This window comes from Mesorhizobium sp. M2A.F.Ca.ET.046.03.2.1, from assembly GCF_003952425.1.
Lineage (GTDB): Bacteria > Pseudomonadota > Alphaproteobacteria > Rhizobiales > Rhizobiaceae > Mesorhizobium.
The window spans coordinates 956,064-982,065 of sequence record NZ_CP034449.1; the positions used below are offsets into that span (position 1 = coordinate 956,064).

Annotated in this window: 25 protein-coding genes and 1 pseudogene; 20 read left to right on the forward strand and 6 right to left on the reverse strand. The window is 64.9% G+C overall.

Annotated features, from left to right (window positions below):
- Positions 1 to 27: 27 nt before the first annotated feature.
- Positions 28 to 1,152 (reverse strand): BMP family ABC transporter substrate-binding protein, encoded by a 1,125-nt coding sequence (locus EJ072_RS04650; protein WP_126078768.1) that lies wholly within the window; start codon positions 1,150 to 1,152, stop codon positions 28 to 30.
- Between the two features lie 28 nt (positions 1,153 to 1,180).
- Positions 1,181 to 2,212 carry an adenosine deaminase gene (gene add, locus EJ072_RS04655; protein WP_126078769.1) on the reverse strand — a complete coding sequence of 344 codons (1,032 nt, stop codon included), beginning with the start codon at positions 2,210 to 2,212 and terminating at the stop codon, positions 1,181 to 1,183.
- Between the two features lie 289 nt (positions 2,213 to 2,501).
- Between add and EJ072_RS04660 the strand changes: the two genes are divergently transcribed.
- The 13 genes from EJ072_RS04660 (at position 2,502) to EJ072_RS04720 (ending at position 17,134) form a co-directional block, all read left to right on the forward strand.
- The gene (locus EJ072_RS04660) at positions 2,502 to 2,780 is read left to right on the forward strand and encodes a hypothetical protein (protein ID WP_245467185.1); all 279 of its coding nucleotides are present in this window, start codon (positions 2,502 to 2,504) and stop codon (positions 2,778 to 2,780) included.
- On the forward strand, positions 2,777 to 3,487 hold the full coding sequence (locus tag EJ072_RS04665; protein ID WP_126078770.1) for a Rieske (2Fe-2S) protein: 711 nt from the start codon (positions 2,777 to 2,779) through the stop codon (positions 3,485 to 3,487). The genes EJ072_RS04660 and EJ072_RS04665 overlap by 4 nt, the downstream gene beginning before the upstream one ends.
- Complete coding sequence (locus EJ072_RS04670; protein WP_126078771.1) at positions 3,487 to 4,119, forward strand: glutathione S-transferase family protein; 633 nt, start codon at positions 3,487 to 3,489, stop codon at positions 4,117 to 4,119. Before EJ072_RS04665 ends, EJ072_RS04670 begins: the two co-directional genes overlap by 1 nt.
- Before the next feature lie 33 nt (positions 4,120 to 4,152).
- Positions 4,153 to 5,955: an adenine deaminase C-terminal domain-containing protein gene (locus EJ072_RS04675; protein WP_126078772.1), complete on the forward strand. Its 1,803-nt coding sequence runs from the start codon at positions 4,153 to 4,155 to the stop codon at positions 5,953 to 5,955.
- On the forward strand, positions 5,956 to 6,882 hold the full coding sequence (locus EJ072_RS04680) for a LysR family transcriptional regulator (protein WP_126078773.1): 927 nt from the start codon (positions 5,956 to 5,958) through the stop codon (positions 6,880 to 6,882).
- 106 nt (positions 6,883 to 6,988) lie between these two features.
- The gene (locus EJ072_RS04685; RefSeq protein WP_126078774.1) at positions 6,989 to 7,489 is read left to right on the forward strand and encodes a thiamine pyrophosphate-binding protein; all 501 of its coding nucleotides are present in this window, start codon (positions 6,989 to 6,991) and stop codon (positions 7,487 to 7,489) included.
- Complete coding sequence (locus tag EJ072_RS04690) at positions 7,486 to 8,094, forward strand: thiamine pyrophosphate-dependent enzyme (RefSeq protein WP_126078775.1); 609 nt, start codon at positions 7,486 to 7,488, stop codon at positions 8,092 to 8,094. Before EJ072_RS04685 ends, EJ072_RS04690 begins: the two co-directional genes overlap by 4 nt.
- 9 nt (positions 8,095 to 8,103) lie before the next feature.
- Positions 8,104 to 9,669: a GMC family oxidoreductase N-terminal domain-containing protein gene (locus tag EJ072_RS04695; protein ID WP_126078776.1), complete on the forward strand. Its 1,566-nt coding sequence runs from the start codon at positions 8,104 to 8,106 to the stop codon at positions 9,667 to 9,669.
- 48 nt (positions 9,670 to 9,717) lie between these two features.
- On the forward strand, positions 9,718 to 11,091 hold the full coding sequence (locus EJ072_RS04700; RefSeq protein WP_126078777.1) for an amidohydrolase: 1,374 nt from the start codon (positions 9,718 to 9,720) through the stop codon (positions 11,089 to 11,091).
- 13 nt (positions 11,092 to 11,104) lie between these two features.
- A complete protein-coding gene (locus EJ072_RS04705; protein ID WP_126078778.1) occupies positions 11,105 to 11,968 on the forward strand; it encodes an aromatic ring-hydroxylating dioxygenase subunit alpha in 864 nt (287 codons plus the stop codon).
- Positions 11,969 to 11,970: 2 nt separating this feature from the next.
- Positions 11,971 to 15,111 (forward strand): molybdopterin cofactor-binding domain-containing protein, encoded by a 3,141-nt coding sequence (locus EJ072_RS04710; RefSeq protein ID WP_126078779.1) that lies wholly within the window; start codon positions 11,971 to 11,973, stop codon positions 15,109 to 15,111.
- Positions 15,108 to 15,611: a (2Fe-2S)-binding protein gene (locus EJ072_RS04715; protein ID WP_189343215.1), complete on the forward strand. Its 504-nt coding sequence runs from the start codon at positions 15,108 to 15,110 to the stop codon at positions 15,609 to 15,611. The genes EJ072_RS04710 and EJ072_RS04715 overlap by 4 nt, the downstream gene beginning before the upstream one ends.
- Positions 15,612 to 15,628: 17 nt before the next feature.
- On the forward strand, positions 15,629 to 17,134 hold the full coding sequence (locus EJ072_RS04720) for an aldehyde dehydrogenase family protein (protein WP_126078780.1): 1,506 nt from the start codon (positions 15,629 to 15,631) through the stop codon (positions 17,132 to 17,134).
- 96 nt (positions 17,135 to 17,230) lie between these two features.
- On the opposite strand, the gene EJ072_RS04725 is transcribed toward EJ072_RS04720, so the two are convergent.
- Positions 17,231 to 18,091: a LysR family transcriptional regulator gene (locus tag EJ072_RS04725; RefSeq protein ID WP_126083504.1), complete on the reverse strand. Its 861-nt coding sequence runs from the start codon at positions 18,089 to 18,091 to the stop codon at positions 17,231 to 17,233.
- Between the two features lie 183 nt (positions 18,092 to 18,274).
- Here EJ072_RS04725 and EJ072_RS04730 point away from each other — a divergent pair, with 183 nt between their 5' ends.
- The 4 genes from EJ072_RS04730 (at position 18,275) to EJ072_RS04745 (ending at position 21,551) form a co-directional block, all read left to right on the forward strand.
- Positions 18,275 to 18,982 (forward strand): alpha/beta hydrolase, encoded by a 708-nt coding sequence (locus EJ072_RS04730; RefSeq protein ID WP_245467186.1) that lies wholly within the window; start codon positions 18,275 to 18,277, stop codon positions 18,980 to 18,982.
- Positions 18,983 to 19,236: 254 nt separating this feature from the next.
- Complete coding sequence (locus EJ072_RS04735; protein ID WP_126078782.1) at positions 19,237 to 20,061, forward strand: oxidoreductase; 825 nt, start codon at positions 19,237 to 19,239, stop codon at positions 20,059 to 20,061.
- A 50-nt stretch (positions 20,062 to 20,111) separates the two neighbouring features.
- Positions 20,112 to 20,960, forward strand: a complete 849-nt coding sequence (locus tag EJ072_RS04740; protein WP_126083505.1) for an alpha/beta hydrolase — start codon at positions 20,112 to 20,114, stop codon at positions 20,958 to 20,960.
- A gap of 60 nt (positions 20,961 to 21,020) precedes the next feature.
- Positions 21,021 to 21,551 carry a VOC family protein gene (locus EJ072_RS04745; protein ID WP_126078783.1) on the forward strand — a complete coding sequence of 177 codons (531 nt, stop codon included), beginning with the start codon at positions 21,021 to 21,023 and terminating at the stop codon, positions 21,549 to 21,551.
- Between the two features lie 319 nt (positions 21,552 to 21,870).
- On the opposite strand, the gene EJ072_RS04750 is transcribed toward EJ072_RS04745, so the two are convergent.
- Both EJ072_RS04750 and EJ072_RS36505 read right to left on the reverse strand, forming a co-directional pair.
- The gene (locus EJ072_RS04750; RefSeq protein WP_126078784.1) at positions 21,871 to 22,209 is read right to left on the reverse strand and encodes a hypothetical protein; all 339 of its coding nucleotides are present in this window, start codon (positions 22,207 to 22,209) and stop codon (positions 21,871 to 21,873) included.
- Positions 22,196 to 22,546, reverse strand: coding sequence for a hypothetical protein (locus tag EJ072_RS36505; RefSeq protein WP_245467188.1), 351 nt, complete (start codon positions 22,544 to 22,546; stop codon positions 22,196 to 22,198). The genes EJ072_RS04750 and EJ072_RS36505 overlap by 14 nt, the downstream gene beginning before the upstream one ends.
- 192 nt (positions 22,547 to 22,738) lie before the next feature.
- Here EJ072_RS36505 and EJ072_RS04760 point away from each other — a divergent pair, with 192 nt between their 5' ends.
- Both EJ072_RS04760 and EJ072_RS04765 read left to right on the forward strand, forming a co-directional pair.
- Entirely contained in the window at positions 22,739 to 22,960 is a 222-nt protein-coding gene (locus EJ072_RS04760) for a hypothetical protein (protein WP_126078785.1), read from the forward strand.
- 126 nt (positions 22,961 to 23,086) lie between these two features.
- Entirely contained in the window at positions 23,087 to 23,251 is a 165-nt protein-coding gene (locus tag EJ072_RS04765) for a hypothetical protein (protein ID WP_245467189.1), read from the forward strand.
- A gap of 660 nt (positions 23,252 to 23,911) precedes the next feature.
- On the opposite strand, the gene EJ072_RS04770 is transcribed toward EJ072_RS04765, so the two are convergent.
- Entirely contained in the window at positions 23,912 to 24,817 is a 906-nt protein-coding gene (locus EJ072_RS04770; RefSeq protein WP_126078786.1) for a LysR family transcriptional regulator, read from the reverse strand.
- 178 nt (positions 24,818 to 24,995) lie between these two features.
- On the opposite strand from EJ072_RS04770, the pseudogene EJ072_RS04775 reads away from it, so the two are divergent.
- Positions 24,996 to 25,983 (forward strand): annotated as a pseudogene (locus tag EJ072_RS04775) (MBL fold metallo-hydrolase).
- Positions 25,984 to 26,002: the final 19 nt, after the last annotated feature.

Genomic DNA, 26,002 nt, shown 5'->3' on the forward strand with positions numbered 1-26,002 from the left:
CGCAATGCGCTGCGTTATGGCAGGTCATCAGGCGCTGAGGCCCGAGACGCCCTCAATCGACCAATCCCAGTAGTAGAGATCGAGGTCGGTCATGGTCTTGCCGGCCTCGACGCGGACCTTGCCGGTCGAGTCCTTGATCTCGCCGGCGAAGGGCGACCAGCCGTTGATGATCTTCTGCCGGACCTCATCGGCCGCCTTGGCGACATCGGCTGGGACCTTCTCGCCCCATGCGTCGCGGTCGATGCCCTTGCCCATCGCAAACAGGTTCTCGCTCGACGTCCACTCGCCGGCCAGGCGCTTCTTCACCTGGTCGACGTAGAAGGCCTTGAAGTCGATGATGATGGAGGAGACGTAGGCGTTCGGACCGTAGCGGCGGATGTCGGTGTTCCACATCGCTGCCCAGACGCCACGCTTCTCGGCGACCTGCAGATAGGCGGCCTCGTCCATGATGCCGAACAGGAAGTCGCAGCCATTGTCGATGAGCGCGGTGCCGGCCTGCGCGGCGGCCTGCGGGTCGAACCAGGAGTTGATGACGACCGCCTGCAGCGTGGCATTCGGATTGACCGAACGCGCGCCCATCAGGAAGGCGTTGGTTCCGCTGAACACCGACGGAACCGGGAAGGAGGCGACATAGCCGAGCTTGCCGGACTTGCTGAGATGGCCGGCGGCAACACCCACCACATAGGTCGGGTACCAATGGTTGAGATAGTACCAGCCGAGATTGTCCATCGTGGTGCGGCCGTCGCACTCCATGAAGCCGACGTCGGGCGCCCGCTTCACAACCTCGTGCAGGAAGTCGCCGGTGCTGGATGTGTCGAAGATGAGATTGGCGCCTTCGCTCACGAATTGGCGGTAGATACGGGTGGCATCCGCCGAGTACGGCACGTTCTCCACCTCAAGCACCTTCTTCAGCTTGGGGAACGCCTTCTGCACGGCCAGCACGCCCTGGTGATGCGCCCAGGTCCAGCCTTCGTCGGTGACCGGGCCTACATGGCCGAAGCCGATTACGGCATCTTCCTCGGCCACGGCAGGCAGCGGCGCCGCGGCGCGCGCGGCGCCGATCAGGCCCGTCCTGGGCAGCAGGAGCGAGGCGGCGGCGGCGGCGCCCATGTTGAGGAATCCACGGCGGGAAAGCTTCTCGATACTGATCATGTTCTATCCTTTGCGCGATACACGGCGGTCAGTTTGGGAGGAGTTCGGTCTTCAGCAGGCCATCGATTTCCGCCGACCATTCGGACATCCATGCCTGCTTGGTTTCGTTGTCGAGCCATGCGGCCTCGAGGCCGGCGAGCGCGATCTTCTTCAGCGCCTCCGGCGAGAGCGCGAAATTGTCCAAAACCAGCGCGTATTCGCGGTCGAGCGTGGTGGCGAACATCGGCGGATCGTCGGAATGGATGGTGACGTTGAGGCCAGCCTCGATCATGCGCCGAATCGCGTGGCGAGGAGCCGCAAGGTCGCGCCAGACCGTGGTTGCCAACGTCGTGCTGGGGCAGCAGGTGAAGACGATGCCGGCTTCCTTGCAGCGCTCGACCAGCGCGGGATCGTCGACCACGTGGTAGCCGTGGTCGATGCGGCGCACGCCGAGCAGGTCGATGCTGTCGGCAACGTTCTCGGCCGGGCCGGATTCGCCCGCATGGGCGGTGACGTTCAGCCCCTCTGAGCGCGCGCGCTCGTACATCTTCGCGTAGGGAGCCGGCGGAAACGGCGCCTCGTTGTAGTCAAGGCCGATGCCGATCACGTCGGGCACGCGCTCGGCGAGCACGATATCCAGGAACTGCTCGCCGCGTTCCGGTCCGAGTTCGCGGCTGTGCGCGGGAATGAGCTTGCAGACGACCCTATATTTTTCCTTGGCGCGCGGCATCCCGTCGAGGACGCCGCCGAGCATGGTGGAGTAGGAAACGCCGTGGGCGAGATGCGCATGCGGGCTGAAGAAGAGCTCGACGTAGCGCGCGCCGGCGATCGCGCAGCGCTCCAGCGCCTCGAAGGTGATCCTCGAGAAGTCCGCGGCGCTTTTGATCGAGGCGCAGACCAGGTCGTAGATTTTCAGGAAATCGGGCAGGTTGTCGTAGCTGTACAGCTCGGCTGTCGGCTTGGGCAGCGCGACCGAATTCAAAGCGGCGAGATCGGCGAAGGTAGAGGCGGAAACGGCGCCCTCGAGATGCAGATGCAACTCGACCTTGGGCAGCTGCTGAACGAAGCTCGCCAAAGACATCAGCCTTCCCCATTGCGAGGCACAATGTCGCCAACGGCGCCATCTGCCTCATTTCCCTTCCGGCTCTTTCAGGCCGTTGCGGGACACCCACTCAACACGAAGTTGTTCGACTATTTCGTCGTTTTCCGTGCCTTCAATTCTCCCTTACGCAACAGATGTCAGGGAAATTTGGCTTGCACAAGCCCCAAAATGATGCCTAATTAGACAGAAAGCAATATTGCCTAAAAATTGTGCAAATGGCTGGGATTGTAGGCAGCGTGTGTGGTGCGATGAAGCAGCGAGGACTGGAGTGAAGGCGGTCTCGACCGAAACCGCCCGGCTGTCCTTCATCGGACGGCTGGTGCCGCCCAGCTTCGCCGAGTTCTGCGACCGGCGGGCGGAGAAGCTCGACCTGAAGATGGCGATCAGGAGCGTCGCCGCCGACCGCTTCACCGTCGAAGTCTCGGGCCAGCCCGACCTCGTCGACGCGTTCGAGATGGCGTGCAGTCTCGGCCCGCTCGATTGCCTCGTGCTCGACTATGAGCGCACCAGACTCCACAGCATTTCCAATGGGGAACAAGAACGATGACCACCGCGGGTGTCTGGCATCCGGTCGCACTGTCGGCCTCGATTGAGCCGGGGAGCTCGGCCGGCACGCATATCGACGGCAAGGAGTTCGTCGTCTGGCGCGACAACAGAGGCGCACCGCATGTGTGGGAAGACCGTTGCCCGCATCGCGGCATGAAGCTCAGCTTCGGCTTCGTGCGTGGCGACCACATCGCTTGCCTCTATCACGGCTGGCAGTACGACACGGCCGGGCAGTGCCGCTACATCCCGGCTCATCCTGAGCTGGACGTGCCGGGGAGCATTAGGGTGCCGGTCTTCCAGACGGTCGAGGTGGCTGGCATGATCTGGGTGGCCACCGAGCCGACTGAGTCCGCGCCCCCTGCCCCGCAGGAGGCCGGCGAGACCGTCCCGGTGCGCAGTGTCTTTTTCGGCGCAGCCATTGACGCGGTGCTGGCTGCGATCGAGACGACACCGTCGCGCCCTTTCAGCGACGAGGCTGCAGCCTCCGTCCTCCGCCAGATCGACGGCCGTCTCTACGCGCTGACCGTTGGCAACGACATGCTGCTCCTCGGCCTGCATAGCCTTTCCAGAGAGCGCACGGCATTGCATGTCGTCATCGCCGGACCTGCCGCACGCTATGCCGGCAAGGGACAGGCGCATTTCCTGGCCTGGACGGCCGAACTGCGCCACCGCATCGAGACGCAGCCGGCAGCAGCGGTGGCCGCGTGATGGCCGGCATCGTCCTCTACAACTACGAGCTCGACGAGAACTGCTACAAGGTGCGGCTCGCGCTCTCGATGCTCGGCCTCAAATGGGAGCCGATCGCGGTCAACGCCTTCCCTGGCAACGAGCAGACGACGCCGCCCTTCCTCGCCATGAACCCCCTCGGCACACTGCCAATTCTGAAGGACGGCGACCTGACCCTGTTCGGCGCCGAAGCGATCCTTGCGCATCTTGCCCGCGCCAATGACGCCGCTGGCAGATGGCTGCCGGCGGAGGGCGCCGACTTCGCCGGCGTCATGCAGTGGCTCGTCTTTTCGGCCGGCGCGCTGGCGGTCGCGGGCGAGGCGCGCCGCAACTCCCTGTTCGACACGCCGGGCGACGGCGAGGCGCTGCAGGCATCGGCGGGCAAGCTGTTGCGCATCATGGACGACCACATGATCGCGCGCGGCTACGAGGGCCTCGACTGGTTCGCGGCCGGCCATCCCACGATCGCCGACATCGCGCTTTTTCCGGCCTTCGCGCTCAGCCGCGATTTCGGGATAGACCACGATGAATATGCCGGGCTGCGGCGCTGGGGACGGCGCGTCCGTTCGCTCCCCGGTTTCGTGACCATGCCGGGCATCCCGGACTATTATTGAAGCGCAGGCGCCAAGGCAGAAGGCAGAAAAGTCATGAACACTCTCAGCCGCTTCTCGGTACAGCCGCTCTCTACCATGACGCGGAGGTTGGCCGACGTCGCCTTCGGCAGGCAGGAGCCCGACCTGGTCATTGCCGGGGCGCGCGTGCTGTCGACCTATTCCGAACGCATCCTGGCAGACCGGGAAGTCTGGATCTCGGGCGGGCGCATCGCCGCGGTGAAGCCCGCCGGCACCTACAAGGGGACCGCCGCCAGGGTCTACCAGGCCAAGGGCGGCATCGTCGCGCCGGGACTGGTCGATCCGCACATCCACATCGAATCGTCGATGGTGACGGCCTGCGCCTATGCCGAGGCCGCGCTGCTCAACGGCACCACGACCATCTTCTGCGACAGCCACGAGATCGGCAACGTGATGGACGTGGCCGGCGTCGAAGCGATGCTGGAGGATGCCCGCCAGGCGCCGCTGTCGATCTTCCTGACGGTGCCCAGCACAGTGCCCGCCACCTCACCGCAACTCGAAACGGCCGGCGGCGACCTGACGGCGGAAAAGATCGGCGCGCTGTTCGACAAATGGCCGGAAGCGGTGGCGCTCGGCGAAAAGATGGACTTCGTGCAGGTGGCGATGGGCGACGAGCGCAGCCATGCGATCCTCGCCGCGGCGCTCCAGCGCGGCCGCCCCGTCTCAGGGCACGTCTACGGCCGCGAATTCGTGGCGGCCTATGCCGCTTCCGGCGTGACCGACACGCACGAGGCGATCGACCGCGAGATCGCCGACGACATGCTGGAAGCCGGCATTTGGCTCTTCCTGCGCGGCGGCCCGCCGACGACGCCGTGGCACTCGCTGCCGCAGGCGATCAAGACGATCACCGAGCTCGGCGCCTCGCACAAGCGCGTCGCCGTGTGCACCGACGACCGGGATGCCGACGATTTGCTGCTCTTCGGCCTCGATTGGGTCACGCGCGAGGCGATGAGAGCCGGCATGAAACCGGAACAGGCCTGGGCGATGGGCTCGCTGCACGGTGCCACGCGCTTCGGCATGGAAGGCGAGATCGGGGGCCTGGGCGGTGGGCGGCGGGCCGACCTCATGCTGCTCGACGATTCCTACAAGCCGGTGAACACCTGGTACGGCGGCGAACTGGTCGTCGAAGACCGCAGGATCACGCCGGTCCTCGACCAAGCGCTGTCGCAGCGTTACCGCTATCCCGAGGCGGCCTACCACACGGTGAAGCTGCCGAAGGCGATCAAGCTCACCCCGGACCTTCCGACCGAAAAGGTCGTGGCGCACACCATCCGGACCGAGCTGCCGGGCATCACGCTCGGCCACGAGCGGATCACGCTCGAGCCGGCGAACGACTGGCAGACGCATTTCGACCGGCACGGGCTCTGCTTCGTGACCGTGGTGGAACGGCATGGCAAGTCCGCCGGCAATGTCGCGCACGGGCTGCTCAGCAACTTCGCGCTGAAGCGCGGCGCGGTCGCATCCTCGGTCGGGCATGACAGCCACAACATTATCGTCGCGGGGGTCAACGAGGCCGACATGCAGGTCGCGCTGCGCGCGCTCGAGGAGAAGCAGGGCGGCGTCTGCGTGGTCCATGACGGCAAGGTGACCGCGATGGTCGACCTGCCGATCGCCGGGCTTCTGTCGGACAAGCGCGTCACCGAGGTTGCGGAGGAGATGAAGGTGCTGAAGCGCGAATGGGAAGCGGCCGGCTGCTCCATCCCCTATATGGGCTTCAACCTCATCCCGCTCTCCGTGATCCCGGAGATACGCATCACCGACAAGGGCCTCGTGCTGGTGCCGGAGATGGAAATCGTGCCGGCCTTCGAGGCGGCCTGAGTGGATCCCTATCGCCTCGGCCTCGTCTCGCCGCGTATCCACTATTTCCAGCTGGTGGCGCGGCTGGGCTCGGTGCGGCAGACCGCGCAGGTGCTCAACGTCGCGCCGTCCTCCATCAGCCGCCTCATCAAGGCGCTGGAGGACGAGATCGGCACGCCGTTGTTCGAGCGGGTGCGGCAACGCCTGAAGCTGACCAGCGCGGGTGAGCTGCTGCTCTACCACGCCAAGGTGAGCACCTCCGAGCTTGGCCGCGCCTGGTCGGAGATCAACGACCTGCGCGGCCTCAACCGCGGCGGCGTCTCCGTGACCGTGGTCGAGAGCGTCGCGCGTGGCCTGATGCCGGCCGCGCTGAAGGAGTTCTGGGAGCGTCACCCGCTGATCACGGTCGACGTGCGGGTCGCGGGTTCGCAGCAGGCGTGCGATGCCGTGGCGGAGGGCGACTGCCAGCTTGCGCTCGCCTTCGACGTGCAGGTGCCGCGCAGCGTGCGCAAGATCGCGGCAGCCACGCTGCCGCTCGGCGTGGTCGCGCATCCGGACAGCCGCTTCGCCGGCCGCAAAGAGCTGAAGCTGTTCGACCTTTCCGGCGAGCGCGTGATCCTGTCAGACGGCAGCCTGGCGCTGGGGCTTTCGGTGGAGGAGGCTATCAGCCGCTCGATCATCGATCTGACACGGCGCTCCCGAACCAATTCGATCGGACTGATGATCGAGCTGGCCAAGCTCAATCTCGGCACAGTGCTGCAGACGCGCATCGGCGTCGAGGCGGAGGTCGCCGACGGCACACTGATCTTCGTCCCGCTGCATGATGCCAAGATACCGCCGCGCCGGCTGATGCTGCTGACCCGGCCGGAGCGCGAGATGTCGGACGCGGCCTCCGCCTTTGCCACGCAACTGGCGCGGACGGTAGAGCGGCTCGGAAACGGTCGATGACGACCGCGGCCAGTTGTTGCGTTTTGCGCATCGTATTGCGGCTTGCTTTTGCACTATTCGGAACATCTCCTTTTCTGCGAACCTGCGCCGGCAGGAGAGAATTCGCATGAAGAAAAGCGCGGTGTACGCCGTCATTCGCGGTCTGAAAAGAGCAGGAGTGTCGATCGTCTGCTACCTGCCGGATTCGCTGTTCAAGGAACTTTACCCGGCGCTCGACGCCGATCCCGACATCAGGACGATCCGCGTCACCAATGAGGGCGAGGGCGCGGCCATCTGCGGCGGCGTGTTCCTGTCGGGCAAGCGGGCCGCGCTGGTGATGGAGAACTCGGGACTCAGGGCCTCGGTCGAGCCGCTGGCGCGCATGGGCCTGGGCGCCGGCATCCCCGTCGTGATGCTAATGAGCTACCGCGGCGAGCTCGGCGAGAACAACTGGTGGGCCATCCCCCACGGCATCACCATGGAGCCGGTGCTGGACGCGTTGCGCATCCCCTACCGCGTCGTGCGCGAGGAGGAAAAGATCGAACGGGCGATCGCCGACGCCTACTCCTGGTCCTACGCGTCCTATTACCATTCGGCGGTCGCGCTCGGCGGCGAGGTGGTGCGATGAAACGCTTCGACTGCATGAAGGCGCTCGCTGCCCGGCTGAAGGACGAGCTGGTGATCCTGTCGCTCGGCGGCAGTGTCGACGAATGGTACAACGCCGCGCCGCACATGCGCGAGGCGAGCCTCTTCCAGCAGCAGCTCGGCTGCGTGACGCCCCAGGCCTTCGGGCTGGCGGCCGGCCTGCCGCACCGCCGCATCGTCTCGCTCGACACCGACGGCGGCCTGCTCTTCAATCTCGGCATCCTCGCCACGCTCGGCAATGAGCAGCCGAAGAACCTGCTGGTCGTCGTCTGGGACAACGAGCAGTATTTGTCGATCGGCGGCCCGCCGACCCACACCGCCTTCGGCCGGGTGGACCTCGCCGCGATCGCCCGCGGCGCCGGGGTCGACGACGCCTATCTGGTGCGCACGCTCGACGAGTTCGACGCCCACTGCAAGGCGGGGTTGGCCGCCGGGAAGCCGTACATCATCGTCGCAAAGGTGTCGGGTACGGTGCAGCCCGACATCAAGCGCAAGCACAGCGACGGCCGCGAGGACAAATACATCTTCGTGCGCCATGTCGAGGCGACCGAAGGCATGACCATCATGGGTCCGAGCGAGCACAACTGAAGTCGGCCCATGATCGCCTCCGCCCCAGCCATTCCCCCCAGGCCGCTCAAACCTTCCTACGACGTCATCGTGGTCGGCGCGGGCTCCGGCGGCGCAGCGGTGACGCGGCGGCTGGTGGACGCAGGCGCCGAGGTGCTGCTGATCGAGTCAGGGCCGGCCGGCATCGGCATCGCCGAGATCGACGATCCGGCGCAATGGGTGCCGCTTGGGCGCGGCGCCTATGACTGGGGCTACGACTACGCACCCACGCCCCACGTCAACGGCCGCACCATCGGCATCCCGCGCGGCAAGGTGCTGGGCGGCTCCAGCGCCATCAATGCGATGATGTGGTATCGCGGCCATCCGCGCGACTACGATGCCTGGGAAGACGCCGGCGCGAAGGGCTGGAGCTTCGCCGACTGCCTGCCATACTTCCGCCGCTGCGAAGACTGGCGGGACGGCGCCAGCGAATGGCGCGGCGCGGGCGGACCGCTGCGCATCGAGCGCGCGGCCGAAATGCACCCCGTGGCGCAGGCGCTCATCGACGGCGCGGCGGAGCTGGGCATCCCGGTCATCGACGATCCCAACGGTCCCGACAACGAAGGCGCCGCCCCCGCCAACTTCAACATCGCCGGCGGCCGGCGCTGGAGCGCCGTGCAGGGCTACCTGCTGCCGATCCTCGACCATCCGCGCCTCACCGTCCTGACCGAATCGCTTGCCGTCGGGCTGACGGTGGAGAACGGCCGGTGCGCCGGCGTGCGCCATCTCGTCGGCGGAGCGGAGCGGGAGAACCGCGCGCGAGAACAGGTCGTGCTGGCGCTGGGTGCCATCGACACGCCGCGCCTGCTGATGCTCGCTGGCATCGGCGACCCGGCCGAGCTCGGCAGGATCGGCATCCCGACCGTTCACGCGCTTTCCGGCGTCGGCCGCAACCTCCAGGATCATCCGCTGGCGCAGGCCTGCGTCTTCCGGGCGAAACGGCCGCTCGGGCCCGTGACCGGCAATAGCGGCGGCTCGATGGTGAACTGGAAATCGCGATCGGACCTGCCACAGGCCGACCTTCATGCCTTCCCGGTGCAGGGCAACAGCGCCGAGCCGGCGATCCGCGCCCGCTACGAGATTTCGGGCGACGTCTTCTCCTTCGGCGCGGGCGTGATGCGCTCGAAGAGCGTCGGCCATCTGCGCCTGCTGGAAGCCCGGCCAGGCGGCGCACTGGAGATCCAGCCCAACTTCCTCGCCGAGCCCGAGGATCTGGAGGCGATGGTCACGGCGGTCGAGGCCGTTATCGAGATGGCAGCCGCGCGCGCCAACGCGCATGTCTTCGCCGGCTTCGCCGCGCCCGACCGGCGGCTGTCGCGGAAGGAGACGGTTGCCTTCGTCCGCGACGCCTGCTCGACCTTCTTCCACACCTGCGGCACATGCCGCATGGGCGAGGACGAGGAGGCCGTGGTCGACAGCCGCCTCGCGGTGCGCGGCATGGGCGGACTCACCGTCGCCGATGCGTCGGTGATCCCGATCATACCGAGCTGCAACACCCATGCGCCGGCAACGATGATTGGGGAACGCGCGGCCGACTTCATCCTGCAGGCGGCCTGAAACTTGCCTGGCTGTGAGGACGAGGCACGAACGGATACGGGGAACGTAGTGAGTGAAAGCATGATCCTGGCAGGCGACCATCTGCTCACCATGGACGCAACCAACAGCGTCATCGCCGACGGCGCCGTGCTGATCGAGGACGGTCGCATCGCCGCGGTCGGCAAGCTGCGGGAGATCTCGGCCGACAACCCGTCGACGCCGGTGAAAAAAATCGCCGACAGCGTGCTGATGCCGGGCATCGTCAACGCGCATGCGCATTCCGGCTTCCTGCGCGGCACGGCCGAGCATCTGCCGGTCTGGGACTGGCTGACGCTGCACATCAACCCGATGCACAGGGTGCTGCAGCCGCACGAGGCGGAAGCCGCCTCGTGGCTGTGCTACGCCGAATCCGTGCTCGGCGGCACGACCGCGGTCGTCGATATGTGGCGCTTCATGGAGGGCAGCGCCAAGGCGGCGGAAGCGATCGGCAACCGGCTCGTCGCCGTGCCCTATGTCGGCGAGCATCCGGACTACAACTATTTCGACACGCTCGACATGAACGAGGCGATGATCGAGACGTGGCATGGCAAGGCCGGCGGCCGCGTCAACGTATGGGTCGGTCTCGAGCATCTCTTCTATGCCGACGAGGCTGGGCAGCGCCGCGCCGTGGAGCTGGCGAAGAAGCACGGCACCGGCTTCCACACCCATTGCAGCGAAGCCCGGATCGAGCTCGCCGAATTCGAGAGACGCTACGGCAAGCGGCCGATGTACGTGCTAGACGATCTCGGCTTCTTCGAAACGCCGCTCGCCATGATCGCGCATGGCGTATGGCTCGATTCCGCCGAGATCGAATTCATCGCGAAGCGCCGCGTGTCGGTCGCGCACAACCCCGTCTCCAACATGAAGCTCGCCAGCGGCATCGCGCTGGTCGGCGAGATGCTGGCCGCCGGCGTCGCGGTCGGCATCGGCACGGACGGCGAGAAGGAGAACAACAATTTCGACATGTTCGAGGAGATGAAGGTCGCCTCCCTGCTCGGCAAGCTCAAGGACCTCGACGCCGCCGCCATGGACAGCTGGCAGGTGCTGCGCATGGCGACGATCACCGGGGCAAAGGCGATCGGGCTCGACGCCGAGATCGGCTCGATCGAGCCCGGCAAACGCGCCGACATCATCGCGGTCCGCGCCGACACGCCGCGCATGACGCCCCTCTACGGCGAAGGCCCCTACTTCAACCTGCAGCACAATCTGGTCCATGCCGTGCGCGGCAGCGACGTGGCTATGACGATGATCGACGGCCAGATCGTCGTCGAGGATGGCGAGCTCAAGACCGCCGATCTGGGTGAAATCATCGCGGAAGTCCGTAAGGTGGCGCCCGGCCTCTTTGCCCGGCGAGCGGCCTTCCTCGCCGAGAATGCCGGCGGCATCCGGCAATGGACCGACTGAACGGAGCGGAGCCATGAAGACGACCGACAGGGCGGCGCTCGACGAATGGTACGCGGTGGCGACCGCCGCGGAACTCGGACAAGCTCCGGTCGTGACACGCCTGCTCGGCCAGGACATCGAGCTCTGCCGCGACGAGGCCGGAGTGCCGGTCATCCGTGAAATCTTGAACGACGGCGGAAGAAGCCGCGCCCTGCCCGCGCAGGAGCGCTACGGCTGCATTTGGACGACGCTCGGCCGGCCCAACAAGGACATCTTCGACATCGCCGAAAGCCATGAGGCGGACCGCCGCTTCGTGCCCTGCGGCTGGGTCAGGATGCGCGCCTCCGGCCTGCGCGTCGTGGAAAATTTCCTCGACATGGCGCATTTCCCCTTCGTGCACACCGACATACTCGGCTCGGAGCCGCACACCGAGGTGCCGCGCTATCTGAGCGAGATCCGCCGCGACGTGGACGAGGTCTGGGCCACCAACTGCACCTTCTTCCAGCCGCGCATCGCGGCGACGGAAAGCTCCGGCGATTTCGTGCGGCTCACCTACCGCGTGCCAAGCCCCTTCGTGGTGATGCTCTACCGCGTCTGCCCCAGCGCGCCGGACCGCCTCGATGCCATCGCCCTCTTCATCCAGCCGATCGAGGAGGATCTCTGCCGCGCGCAGCCTGTCATGTACCTCGTCGACGCGACCTCGACCGACACGGCGCTGCTCAATTTCGAGCAGGTGATCTTCCTGCAGGACCGGATCATCGTCGAGAACCAGCGTCCCCTCCTGCTGCCGCTCGAACCGCGCCTGGAGATCCCGACGCGGGCGGACGGCTCTTCGGTCGCCTATCGTCGCTGGCTCAAGGAGAAGGGCCTGCGGTTCGGAACGACGGGAGCGCACTGACCGTGCAGGTGCTTCGCCCGGCATCGATCGCTGACGCGCTGGCCATGCTTGCCGGCGGCGATGCGAGACTGGTCGCCGGCGGAACCGCGCTCCAGCTGGAGTGGGCGAAAGGCCTGCCGAAGCCGCGCAGCCTTGTCGACATCGGCCAGATCGGCGGATTGAAGGGGATTACCCTTGCCGGCAACGGGCTCCGGATCGGCGCACTCACGACGCTGGGCGCTTTGGAGCGTGACGCGACCGTGCGCGAAGAGCTGCCATTGCTCGCCGCGGCACTCCGCGCGACCGCAGGCCCGGCGGTCCGCAATCTGGCGACGGCCGGCGGCAACGTTGCCGGCCGAACCGGCTGCCTGCTCCCTGCCCTGCTCGCGCTCGACGCCCGTGTCGAAAGCTCCTCCGTGGTGGGACGCCGGACCTTGCCGCTTTCCGAATGGCTGCGTCAGGAGCCCGGTGGCGAGATCATCGAAGCGATCACGGTCCCGGTTCCCGATGCACATGTCCGCTGGACGCATCGCAAAATCGGTCTACGCGCCGCCTTCACGCCGAGCGTGATCGGCGCCGCCGGCATGATCGAGATCGTCGACGGCCGTGTCGCAGCCGCACGCCTGGCCGTCGGCGGAGGCATGGTGACGCCGGCCCGGCTCGGCGGAGCCGAGGCCCTGCTCGTCGGCCAGCCGTTTCCCGGCGTCGACTGGAACGCATTGCGGGCGGCGATCGAGGGCGAGATCGTCGCGCCGGACGATGCCTTCCGTTCCGCCCGCTATCGCCGCAAGGTTGCTGCCAACGCACTCGTGCATGGGCTGGGTGGCGGCAAGACTGACGCGCAACCCTCCAGGCCCTCCACTCCGGCTGCCCGCCCCGCCACGCCGCCGGCCGGCGAAATCCGGCTGACGCGCTCCACCGCCGGAGAACGCTGGCACATACGCCCAGACGGGCCGGCTAAGATCGAGGGCAAGCTGAGATACCTGACCGACCATCGCCAGCCGGGCATGCTGGTGGGTCGGATCTTGCGCGCCGCCATTCCCCACGCGAGGATTCTCGCCATTGACACAAGCGCGGCTGATGCCTTGCCCGGCGTCGCGGCAGTCGTCACGTATCGTGACATCGCCGGAAGCAACGCCTTCGGCATTGTCGTGCAAGACCAGCCGGCGCTCTGCTTCGACAAGGTCCGCTATGTCGGGGATGCCGTCGCGGCGGTGGCGGCAGTCGATGCCGAGACCGCCGAGCGCGCGCTCGGCCTCATCCAGGTGCGCTATGCGCCGCTGCCCGTCGTCTCCGATCCGGAGCAGGCGCTTTCACCCGACGCCGAGCCCGTGCACTCGGCGGGCAATTTGCAAACCTCCCTCGGCTTCGAACGCGGCGACATCGCCGAGGGTTTTGCCCGCGCCGCCCACGTCGTCGAGGCCGTCTACGAAACGCCGCGCCAGATGCACGGTTTCATGGAGACCGAAGGCGGCCATGCCCTCGTAGATTCGGATGGAACGCTGAACGTCTGTGCCGGCGGCCAGTACGGCCTGCGCGACCGGCTGCAGCTTTCGCGCGTCCTCGGCCTGCCGGAGGAGAAGATCCGGGTCGTGACCAGTCCGACGGGAGGCGCGTTCGGCGGCAAGGACGAGCTGACCGTGCAGCCGGCGCTCGCCTTGCTCGCCCTCAGGACCGGTCGGCCGGTGCGCCTGCAACTCGACCGCGCCGAATCCGTCCTTGCCGGCGCCAAGCGCAACGCGATGAATATCCGCATGCGCACGGCCTGCGATGCGGACGGCTTGCTGCTTGCCCAATGGGTGGATGTGATCTCCGACGCCGGCGCCTACGCCTCGCTTGGGCCCGCGGTCCTGGAAACTGCGCTCGAACACGCCTGCGGGCCCTATGTGGTTCGGAATGTTCGCACGTCGGGCAGGCTCGCCTATACCAACAACGGGGTCTGCGGCGCCTTCCGTGGCTTCGGCGCCAACCAGATGGCTTTCGCGGTCGAATGCCAGATGGACCGGCTGGCGGCGGAATGCGGACTCGATGTCTTGGAAATCCGCCGCAGGAATATGCGCAAGCCTGGCACGCGGGGTTATCTCGGCCAGGTGGTCGCGCCGTCCGAGCGCCTCGAGGAAATGCTCAAGGCCGCCGCGGCCGACCCGATCTGGCAAAAGCCTCGCGGCCCGTCCGATGATGGTTCCGAGATCGTCGGCACCGGCATGGCGATGAGCTACCAGGGCAACGGGCTGGGCACGCTGCCGCCCGACCCCGCAGGCGGCGCGTTGCGGCTCGCTGCCGACGGCGCGATCGAGGCGCTCTACGGCTTGGACGAGATGGGCCAAGGCCTGCTGACCTCGATCAGGTCTGCTGTCGCCGCCGCGCTGGGCTGCGGCCGCGACGACATCAGGCCGGTGACCGGCGATACGGGCCGGACCCTGGAATCCGGCTCGACCACGGCGTCGCGCGGCGCCTTCGTCGTGTGGAAGGTCGCGGCGGAGACGGCTCCGGTGCTGGCCGAGCGCATCCTCGCTCGCGCGGCCGAACGCCTCGGCCGGAAGCCTGCAACCGTGGCGATCGCACCGGGCGGCATCGTCGAGCGCCATTCGAACAGCGGCGAGCTGCTGCTGAGCTTCGCCGCGCTGGCGGAAGGGCTCGATCCCGAAAAACTGCCGTTCGCGGCAACGAGTTTCGAGTTTCCCAAGTCTGACTATTTCGAGGGCAATGCCCGAATGATCTTCGCCTTCGGCGTGGCCCTGGCGCGAGTGGCCGTCAGCCGCATCACTGGGCAGGTGCGTGTGCTCGATCTCAGCCAGCATACCGCCGCCGGGCCAATCCTCGATCTCGCCGCCTATCTCGGCCAGATCGAAGGCGGCGGGCTGCAGGGCGTCGGCTTCACGCTGACCGAGCACGCCGCCATGCAGGACGGCCGCTACGTCACCGCCAACCTGGACACCTACATGATGCCCAGCATCGCCGACGCGCCCGAATCCGTCGCAACCTGCGCGCTCGAGGACCTCGACCCCGGCGACCCGTTCGGGCCGCGCGGCGCCGGCGAGCTCGGCATCGGCGCGGTCACGCCGGCGATCGCCAATGCGGTTGCCGACGCGACCGGCGTCTGGCCGCACGCCGCGCCCTTCGATGCCGAAAGGCTGCTCGACGCGCTGGGAGCGGCGGCATGATCGAGACGATTGCGGTCGCCTTTCGCCTCAATGGCGCGGACACGGCGATGCAGGTTCCGCCGGACATGCGCCTCATCGACATGCTGCGCGAGCGGCTGGGCCTGACGGCCAACAAGAAGGCGTGCGGCATCGGCCGCTGCGGCGCCTGCGCCGTGCTGATGGACGGGCGGCCGGTGAATTCCTGCCTGCTGATGGCATGGCAGATCGTCGGCGCGGACATCCTCACGCCCGAAGGTCTCGACGCCCTGCCCGAGGCGGCCATCGTCCGCAGCGCGCTTGCCGAGGAGAATGCCTTCCAGTGCGGCTATTGCGCGCCGGGCTTCACGATCGTGCTCACGGCGCTGCTGCGTGAGCACCTCGACGCCGACGAGCCCGCCATCCGCGCGGCGCTCGAGGGCAACATCTGCCGCTGCACCGGCTATCACTCCATCATCCGTGGAGCGCTCGCCGCCGCCAGGGCAATGGCGGACCGCAGCGCTCCGCAACCGACACACGGCTGAAAAACGGAACCCGGGCCTTGACCATCGCCATCCGCAACAGCGATCCCAGGCACGAAGGCGTGAAGGCCTTTCTCGCGCGACAACGCCTGCAGCACCTGATCGGCGGCCGATGGTACGACGCTTCCGATGGCGCGACCATGCCGGCCACCGATCCCGCCAGCGGACGCCTTCTCGCCAAGCTTGCGCAAGGCACCGCGGAGGATGCCGACCGGGCCGTAGGGGCGGCTCGCTGCGCGTTCGAGAGCGATGCCTGGCGCGGCATGACGCCCTCCGCGCGCGGCAAGCTCTTGTGGCGGATCGGCGAGGCGATCGACCGCCAAGCGGACGAGCTTGCTGAGCTCGAGACCCTCGACCAGGGCAAATCGCTGAAGACCGCGCGCTTCGGCGAAATACCGGCAGCCGCCGAGCAGTTCCGCTACTTCGCCGGCTGCGCCACCAAGATCCTGGGCACGACCATTCCCACCTCCATCTCGCACCAGCCGGTGGGAAAGAATATCTTCGCCTATACGACGCGCGAGCCGATCGGCGTGGTGGCGGCCATCACGCCGTGGAACTCGCCGCTGTTGATGGCGGCGATGAAGCTCGCGCCCGCACTGGCTGCCGGCTGCACCGTGGTGTTGAAGCCGGCGGAGGAGACCTCGCTCACGGCGCTGAGGCTAGGCGAGCTCCTGATCGAGGCCGGCCTGCCGGCCGGCGTCGTGAATATCGTCACCGGCCCGGGCGAGACGGTCGGCGCCGCGCTTGCCGCGCATCCGGGTGTCGACAAGGTCGCCTTCACCGGCTCAACCGAGGTCGGCAAGCTGATCGTCGTTGCCGCTAGCGGCAATCTGAAGAAGCTCACGCTCGAGCTCGGCGGCAAGTCGCCGGCCATCGTCATGCCCGATGCCGATATGGAGCTCGCGATCCCCGGCATCGCGCGCGGCATCTTCGCCAATGCCGGCCAGGTCTGCGTCGCCGGCTCGCGCGTCTACGCCCATCGCTCGATCTGCGACCGCCTGATAGAGGGGCTGACGGCGGAAGCGAAGAAGCTGAGGCTCGGTCACGGGCTCGACCCCGATACCGATCTCGGGCCGCTGGTCAACGCGGTCCAGGCCGAACGCGTCGCGGCTTATGTCGCGGAAGGCGAGCAAGCCGGCGCCGACATCGTTGTCGGCGGAAAGCGAACGGGCACCTTCTTCGAGCCTACCGTGGTCACAAGCGTCAGGCCGCGGATGCGCATGATGCGCGAGGAGATTTTCGGACCCGTCGTCGCCGTGACGCCGTTCGACGATCCCGACGAAGCAATCGCCTTTGCGAACGACTCGCCTTATGGCCTCGCCGCCAGCCTATGGACGCGCGATCTCTCCACCGCGCATCGTCTGTCTGCGCGCATCCGTTCCGGCACCGTATGGATCAACTGCCATTCCTACTTCTCGCCGGAGCTGCCCAAGGGTGGTCACAAGCAGTCCGGTTGGGGCTACGAGAACGGCGCGCCCGGCCTGGAGAACTATCTCGAGACGAAGACGGTGTGCGCCCTGGTCTGACGCGGTGCTTTTGTGCTGATGCACCGGTTCAGACTCCCAACCGGGAAAGACGTGGTCCTCGGCACCGGGAACGTTGAGCCATTTCAGGGCCGCACATCATGCGGTCGCGTTCACGAGATGGTCCGATACCGTCGAGATGAACGCGCGAAGACGCTGAAGACGCCGTAGGTCCCGGTGGTATCCCATCCAAATGTCTCGCGCTGGCGGCGACGTCGGCAGTTCCAGCCTGCGGATACCCGGGATCTGATTGCCGACCACGCGGGGCAGGACGGCGATGCCGACGCCTTGCCTGCACATACGCCCCTGGACGTTGCGGTTGTTCGACCGCAGGACCGGTCTCGCGTTGGGGAAACTCTCGATGAGCCACGCGATGTCAGGGAAATGGCCCGTGGATGTGTCATGGGTGATCAGCCGGAAACCGGTCCCATCGCCATATTTGGGATCAGGCGCCTCCTCGGCAATGTAGACGCCGTATTCGAGCCTGAAGAGCCGCCGCTGAACGACATCGGCAGTGTCGAACGGAACGATGCGAAAAGCGACGTCGGCCTCCCGCTGGGCGAGGTTGAACAGGCGTGTGCCGGTCAGGATTTCGACGTCTACATTGGGATAGGCCCTGGAGAAATCCGCCAGGATAGGAGGCAGGACATAGGCCCCGAACCAGTCCGCTGACGAAATGCGCAGACTGCCTTTGAGATTCTGCTCCTGCCCCGCAAGCCGGCGCTCCATGGCCAGCGCGCCTTCTTCCATCTGCTCCGCCAGCGCGATGATCCCGTGGCCCTCGTCGGTCAGAACAAGACCGTCCGCAGTCCGCTGGAAAAGCGTGTGACCGATCGCCTGCTCAAGTGCACGAAGGCGCCTGCCGACGGTCGGATGGCTTGTCTGAAGAGAACGCGCGGCGCCGCCTAGCGTGCCGGATCGCGCAATAGCAAGAAAGATTCTGACGTCACTCCATTCCATGAGACCGCCCACACAAAACTGAACGCCGAGAATACATTTATGTCAGTTAAAGAACAAATCTAAGCACCTAGATTCCCACCATCGGTCGGTCGGACCGTCTCTCGTGTATCACCCCATGTCATTCGGAAGGATCGGCAAATGTCTCTCAAGTCTCTCTATCTCGGTGCTGCGGCTCTTGCGGTGGTGTTCGGCGCGCCCTCCGCTTTCGCGCAGCCGGCCCAAAATGTGATTTTGGTCCATGGCGCGTTGGTCGATGGCAGCGGCTGGAAGGGCGTTTATGAGCGCTTGGTCGCCAAGGGCTTGAAAGTCACGGTCGTTCAGGAACCGAACACTTCGCTGGCGGATGACGTTCAGGCGGTTCACCGCGCCATCGAGCAGCAAAATGGGCCGGTCGTCCTCGTCGGCCACAGCTACGGTGGTCAGATCATCACCGAAGCCGGCGTCGACCCGAAGGTTTCGGCACTTGTCTATGTCGCGGCCATCGTCCCGGATGTTGGCGAGGGCGTAGGTGATGTGTTTGAGAAGTGGCCGAGTCCGACCGCGGACGCGTTCAAGGCGACTTCTGACGGCTTCCTGCTGTTCGACCCCGCGAAGTTCCGGGCGGGATTCGCCGCTGACCTGTCCAAAGCCGAGACGGATTTCATGACCGACTCGCAGGTGCCGGTTTCGGCGAAGATCCTCGGAACCAAGACGCAGCACGCGGCCTGGAAGACCAAGCCAAGCTACGGCATCGTGGCCGGGCTGGACATGGCTATCAGCGCCGAGGCGGAGCGGTCTATGTACAAGCGGGCAAGTGCGAAGGTCACCGAGGTGCCCGGTGCCAGCCATGCGGTTTATATCTCGCATCCGCGCGAAGTCGCCGATGTCATCGCCGAAGCGGCGAGCAAATGAAGCCGATGCCCTGATGTTCAGGCTCAGGGCTGCGGAAGTTTCGTGACCCATGCCCCGAAGCCACCCCTGTGGCTTCGGCATCGCGACCGTCCAACTCATCGGCGCGGGTCTCCCGATGCTTGAAGCTGTCCGCGGGGAGCTGAACAAAGCTGTCTCGGCGGGCCTCGGGGAGAAGGACTGGTCGTCATGGCCGACATGACGGCTCGCGGCGACGGCAGCGTGGCGTCGTCTGAAAACAACTCGGAGAAGAAGTAATGAAAACTTGGCTCATCACAGGCTGCTCAAGCGGCTTCGGCCAGCGGCTCGCGCTCGCCGCAGCACAGCGTGGCGACCGGGTCATTGCGACGGCCCGCAATGTCAAGATGATCGAGGAAATGGCCGAGCCTTTCGGCGGCCGCATGATCACCTTGCCGCTCGACGTGACGGATGCGGCGGCAGCCAAGGCAGCGGTCGCAAAGGCGGTCGAGACCTTTGGCGGGTTTGACGTGCTCGTGAACAATGCCGGCTACGCGCTGTTCGGCGCGATCGAGGAAGGCACGCCCGAGGAATATCGGCCGATGTTCGAGGTAAACGTCTTCGGTCTGATCGAAACCACCAGAGCCGCCTTGCCCGTCCTACGACGTTCGGGCGGAACGATCGTCAATATGTCGTCCGGCGCGGGCATCGAGGGCCGTGGCGGCGGAGGCTATTACCATGCCGCCAAATTCGCCGTGGAAGGGATTTCCGAAGCGCTCGCCGGCGAGCTGAAGCCGTTCGGCATTCGCGTGCTGATCGTCGAGCCTGGGCCGTTTCGCACCGATTTCCTTGGCCGTTCGATCACGATGGCGGCCAACGAGATGCCGGAATACGCCGCGAGCTCGCGCAGGCACTATCGCGAAACCAACAACGGCAATCAGGCCGGCGATCCCGACAAGGCGATCGCGGTCATCCTGCAGGCAGTCGATGCCGATGACGCCCCGCTTCATCTGCCGCTCGGCCCGATCGCACATGCGATCGCCGAGCGAAAGCTGGCTTCCTTTCGCAGCGATATCGACGCCTGGCGCGACATCACGATCGCCACCGATTTCGGCCAGCCCTAAGCGCTGGCCGCGAGCTCTGTTTGAACGTCAACATCGATTGGAAAGCGATCATGATCGCAACTTTGGAAGGGTTTACCCAGCAGATGGTGCCGGTGAATGGCATCAAGATCAACGCCGTCACGGGGGGCTCAGGCCCGCCGATCCTTCTGCTTCACGGTTGGCCGGAGACATGGTGGGAATGGCACCATGTGATGCCGCTGCTCGCCGAGCATTTCAGCGTGGTGGCCATGGATCTGCGCGGCGCGGGTTTTTCCGACTGCCCGCTTGACGGCTATGACAAGGCCACGATGGCGCGGGACGCGCACGAGGTCATGGTTGCCCTTGGGCATGAACGCTACGTCGTGTGCGGCCATGACATTGGCGGAATGGTGGCGTTGCCGCAGGCCGCCATCTATCGGGAGGCTGTTACCCACCTGGCCGTCCTGGATGTTCCGCTTCCCGGCTGGACCGGATGGGAGACGACAACCGCCAGGCTCTGGCACTTCAGCTTCCATATGAACCGGGATCTGCCCGAGCGCCTGATCCATGGCCGTGAATATGACTATGTTTCGACCTTCATGGCAGAGCGGTTCTACGATCACAGCACCTTCGATCCGGCGGACATCGCGATCTACGCGAAAGCAATGGCTCTTCCTGGCCGCACGCGCGGCGGCATGGAATGGTATCGCAGCCTCGCTGCCGACCATGCGGCCGCGCTCGAGTACAAGAAGCAGCCGCTCGAGATACCGGTGCTTGGCTTGGGTGGGGACCAGCGCTTCGGTGCGCAGATGGTCCCCATGCTCAAGGAGTTCGCCACCAATGTGACGGGCGGCTCGATCGCCCGGTGCAGCCACTATGTCGCGGACGAGCGGCCGGACGAAGTCGCCGCCGCTCTGATCGATTTCCTCAAGACCAATTGAAACTAGGCGCCCGCGCCGTCGTGGGCCGGGCGGATCGCCTAAATAAGAATGGAGACTGTCATGACCGCACCCGTCATTCGCGGCGTCAATCATATCGGCATCACGGTGCCCGACATCGAAGCAGCTAAATCGTTCCTGGTGGAAGCTTTCGGCGGCCAGGTGATCTACCAGTCCTTCGGACCGCAGGACCCGCCGCGACAGGGACCCGAATTCGAGCGGGCCGTCGGCGCGTTCCCCGGAACGGTCGTGCGTGCGCAGGCGATGGTCAAGATCGGAACCGGACCCGATATCGAACTCTTCGAAATGCACGGTCCCGAGCAAGCCCAGCCGATCCGGGCGAGCGACTTCGGCATTACGCACTTCGGTGTCTACACCGACGACATCGACGCATCGGTAGAGCGCTTCGAGAAGGCGGGAGGCACACCCCTCACCGCGCCGCGCGCTATTCCCTATGCAACCGAAAAAGGTCCTGGAAACAAGGTCTGCTACTGCCGCATGCCGTGGGGAACGACGATGGAATTCATCACCACGCCGGATCGCATGGCCTATCATGACCAGACGGATCTTCGCAGGTGGCAGGACGAGAACTGAGCAGGATGGTTCTCCAGCGACGCGGCGCCGGCCGATATGCCCGGATGGGCAAAATCACTCCCACTCGATTGTTTTTGACCCGGCGCAAAATTGATGCCAGCAATTCGGTCCCGAGATGAGACAGCCTGTGGGGCTACTCCCACGTTCGTCCTTATGGATACGTGCTTATTATTCCGGCAAAGGGATATATTTGCGCGAGCCGAAGTCCCCCGGTTAGGCCCGGCGCTTGCTGGCCTACCCTGCCAGCCTGCCGGGCCGCTCCTCGAACTCCGTCGCCGACTGCGGATGTACCAGCGGCGACGGAGGGGGCTTTGGGCACCTAGGGACAAGGCGTCCAGCCCTTTCGTTTCTCGGGCGTCAACGCGTGGTTGGTGAACTGCAGGTTCCGATCGTCCCGCCCTGCGCCGCGGCATTCGTGGCAGTACAGCACCTTCAACAAGTCCCAATGCATGCAGCCGTGGTCAGGCCCTAACCGCCGCACCAGTTCGGCGACATCAAGAACCGCGCGGCGCTGACAACCGAAGCAGTGGACCGACAATCCCGTGCCGGCCGCAAGTTTGTCACCGAGCGTGCTCTCTGAAAACAGATATTCTTTGCCCATGGCGATCCTTGTGGTGAAAAGGATCGCCGCACCGATGAGGGATTTATTCCTGCCCAAGCCGACCTTCAAGCTCTTTCAGGAAATAGGCTTCATTCAGGAGTTTTTCCCAATCCGTGCCGAAGCGCTCAATCAGATTGCGAGCCTGGGCTTCTGTGAGATTCGCCTCTCGTGAAAGTCGGCTAGCAAGAAGGTCGAATTCGGTGAGATCATTGTCCGGCAAACTGCCGTCGCGGTGTTGCATAGCCGCCGCAATCACCTCGAAGACGCTGCCGCCTTCCTCGTAGATCTCGCGGACCTCGATCCCTTCTACATCGGCCGCTTCCATTGCTCGGTCGGTCAAATCGCTTATCGCGGCAGGGTCATCCGTCCCCGCCTTGGGCAGATGCTCTGCCATCCAACGCTCGAGAAAATTGGCGCCGCGTGTGCTCATTATCCCATAAGCAAGAGGCGGTATATTAGGTTCCGCTCATATTTTTGGACTTGAACCTTCTCCTGCGGGCCGCGTTGCCTTACGCCAATTTGGTGCATCCGGAAGCATCTTCAATTTGCGGTCGTTACCTTCCGAGGTAACCAGCGAGGGACCCACGTGTCCAAAAAGTTTTTCGTCGAAGAGATGGACGGCGATTTGCCGATGGCGGGCCGCGAGATTACTGCGGAGACGCCTGAAGAGGCGGTCGCCCGCGTGATCAGCGACGCTGTGGTAACAGAAGATTGGGAAGCCAGCGCCGACGAGAAATGGGTTAGAGTGACGGACAGCGAGCGCGGTATAATCTATCGATTTCAAATCCCGGTTAAGACGACTGATTAGCTGGCCTTGTCGTCCGCGCCATTTTCCAGCCCTATTGTAGTCGCGTTGTACGTGGCTGGCTCACCCACGGTCGCAACTGGTCTTTGCTTACGGGAACATTTTAGCTAAAGCGAATGTTTGTTCGTCATGGAGACGATCGACATCACCGAGTGCCGCGCTGCGCTGCGCCTGATCCGCGCGACGATCGAGGAGCATTGCCCGCCCGGCGTGCTGATGAGCGAAGAGCAGGTGAATGGGCACTATGGCCCGACGCTACTGGATGAGGCTGAGGCACTCTCGGTGGCGATGTAGCCACGGTGGAGCGACTGTCTTTCGATGGCACGCCGAGCATCAAGGCCTGAAATAAACAAGCCCGCCGACCGCGGCCGACGGGCTTCATTGATGTTGAGCCGGTTACAACGGCTCAACCGGCCCCGAGATGATGATCACCTGGGCGGAAATCGTTCCAAGGCGCTCTCTCTTGCGAAGCACTGGCTTTTTCGGAAGCCATGTCCGTCCTGTTCAATGAGACGAATGAGTTTGTGACAGGCGGCGCGAATGGCCCCACCTGCGGGTCATCAAGCATAACTCTATTCATCTGTAGAGATTGTATTTTCTATTTCGTGGCTAGAGGGTGGAATTTCCTTATCGAACGACACCTGGTTTCATGCGGGGCAGCCCGCAGTCGCGCATCAGAGTTGAACGTCGTCGCGCCAAGGTCTGCTTCCGCGCGAGAGTGATGCCAGCCTGTACATCTGAGATGAAGGCGCAAAGCTGCCATTGAGACGCATGCCTGTTTGCGCAGGAAGCTGAACTACCAATACCCTGCTGGACCTCCCAGCCCTCTTGTGGTGGAGATCTCTTCGGCCACGGCATCGAGGTACCTTAAAGGGCCGAAGTCGTCTAAAGCATCGAAGCTCTGCATGGCGGGTTTGTGCAACCGACTTGAACGACTGGTCCGACGGGACGCCGTCACGTGCGGGCCTGCCAGTCGTAGCTCCTAACGTAATCGAGAAATGCCCGCATGGTAGCGCTCGGGAGGCGGCGGCTCGGATAGTACAGAAACCAGTGTGGCAATATCAGGCTCCAATCGGAGAGGAGCTCAATGAGTTCGCCATTCAGGATATGGGGTTTGGCATAATCATCGAAAATATGGGCTATTCCTCTGCCGGCCAGCGCCGCCTGCAGTTCGTTGTGCGCCGAACTGACCATCAGGCGGCCCGTGGGAGCGACCTCTATCTCTTCGTCTCCGTCGGCAAACCGCCAGGTAACCAAAGTGCCCCCAGGAAATCTGCGCTTGATGCAATCATGACCGACGAGATCCTTTGGTACCTGGGGTTGGCCGTGCTTTTCGATGTAGTCCGGTGAAGCGACGATCGCATAGCGAAGCGCGGGGCCAAGCGGGAGCGCGATCATATCCTGCGCCAATTGTTTGCCGAATCTGACGCCGGCATCGAAGCCCTGTTCCACTATGTCGACGACCGCCGCATCGCTGACGATTTCAATCCTCACCTCGCGATAGGCGTCCATGAAGTCGAAGGCCAACGGGCAAAGAAAATGATCGACGGCCGGCGCCGGAGCGTTGATCCGAAGCGTTCCGGACGGAGTGTCTCTCAACTCGTCGACTTCCGCGATCGCCAGCCTGATGTCACTCAATGCTGGCGCTAGCCGTTCAAGGAGGCGTTTCCCGGCTTCGGTCGGAGACACGCTTCTCGTCGTGCGATTGAGGAGCCGGATGCCGAGGGTCTCTTCGAGCGCATTCATCGTTTGGCTCAGGGCCGACGAAGACACGCCACGCTCGAGCGCCGCCGCCCGGAAGCCACCGCAGCGGACGATAGAGACGAAGACATCAAAACTGTCCAGGCGAAGAGAGTTCATTGGTAAGAATTTCTAACCAAGCTAATCATGGATGCGCAACTTATCGAATTAATTGTGCCATGTCATGGTGGGCAAAAGGTTCAGCTATCGCGCCTCCCCAGTTCCTTCCGCCGGTCATTTCCGGACTCGTATTTGTCAAAGGCGCGGGAGGGTGCCCCACGAAGAAGGGAAACCGATGATGAATGCCTTCACTCTCAATAGACGCGCTATCATGCTGTCCGCTGTCGCAGGCGCATCAAGCATGCTCATCCCAAGCCTGAGCGCCGGCAACGCTAATGCCCAGGCCGCGTCGTCGTTGGCTGGCAACGCGGGTCACTACCACTTCCGCGTCGGCGAGATTAGCGCTACTGTTTTGAGCGATGGCGTCATCGGCGGCCCTCGTGTCTATGCCAGCGACGCGCCCGAAGCGGAGCTTGAGGAGGTGCTGCGGCGAGCATTCCTTCCGACCGACCACCTGACGCTCAACCTGAATACGCTTCTGATCGAAACCGATGGCCGCCGGATACTGATCGAGGCCGGCGCCGGCTCGACGATGGGGCCGCATGGCGGCCGGATCTTCGACAACCTCGCGGCGATCGGCCTGAGCGCGGCGGACATCGATACGATCGTCATCTCGCACACCCATCCGGACCATGTCGGCAATCTCAGAACCGCGGATGGCGGCAAGGCCTTCCCCCGCGCCACGGTCTTCGTGCCAAAGGCGGACTGGGATTTCTTCGTCCGCACCGATCCGGATCTCTCCTACATGCCGGTGCCCGAGGAGTTCCGCATCCGCTTCGCCGCCAACATCGAGAATAGCCTCGAACCCGTCATGAACGATGTGGAGCTTTACGAAGCCGGCGCCGAGATCGTGCCGGGCCTCACGACGCTGGCCGCCGCCGGCCACACGCCGGGCATGGCGACCTTCCTGGTCCACTCCGGAAACGACCAGTTGCTTCTGACCGCCGACCTTGCCTACCACCCGGTCGTCAACGTGGACAATCCCTGGCTTCCGGGTCCCGACCGTGACAAGCAGACCGCGCTTTCCTCCCGCCGGCGCATCTTCGACAGGGCGGCAACCGACCGCATCCCCGGTGCTTGGCTTCCACTTTCCGTTCCCTGGCCTCGGCCGGATGCTGAAGACCGACGGCGGCTACGCCTGGATACCCGCCAACTGGCAGTTTTGAATTCAACGATAATCGAACA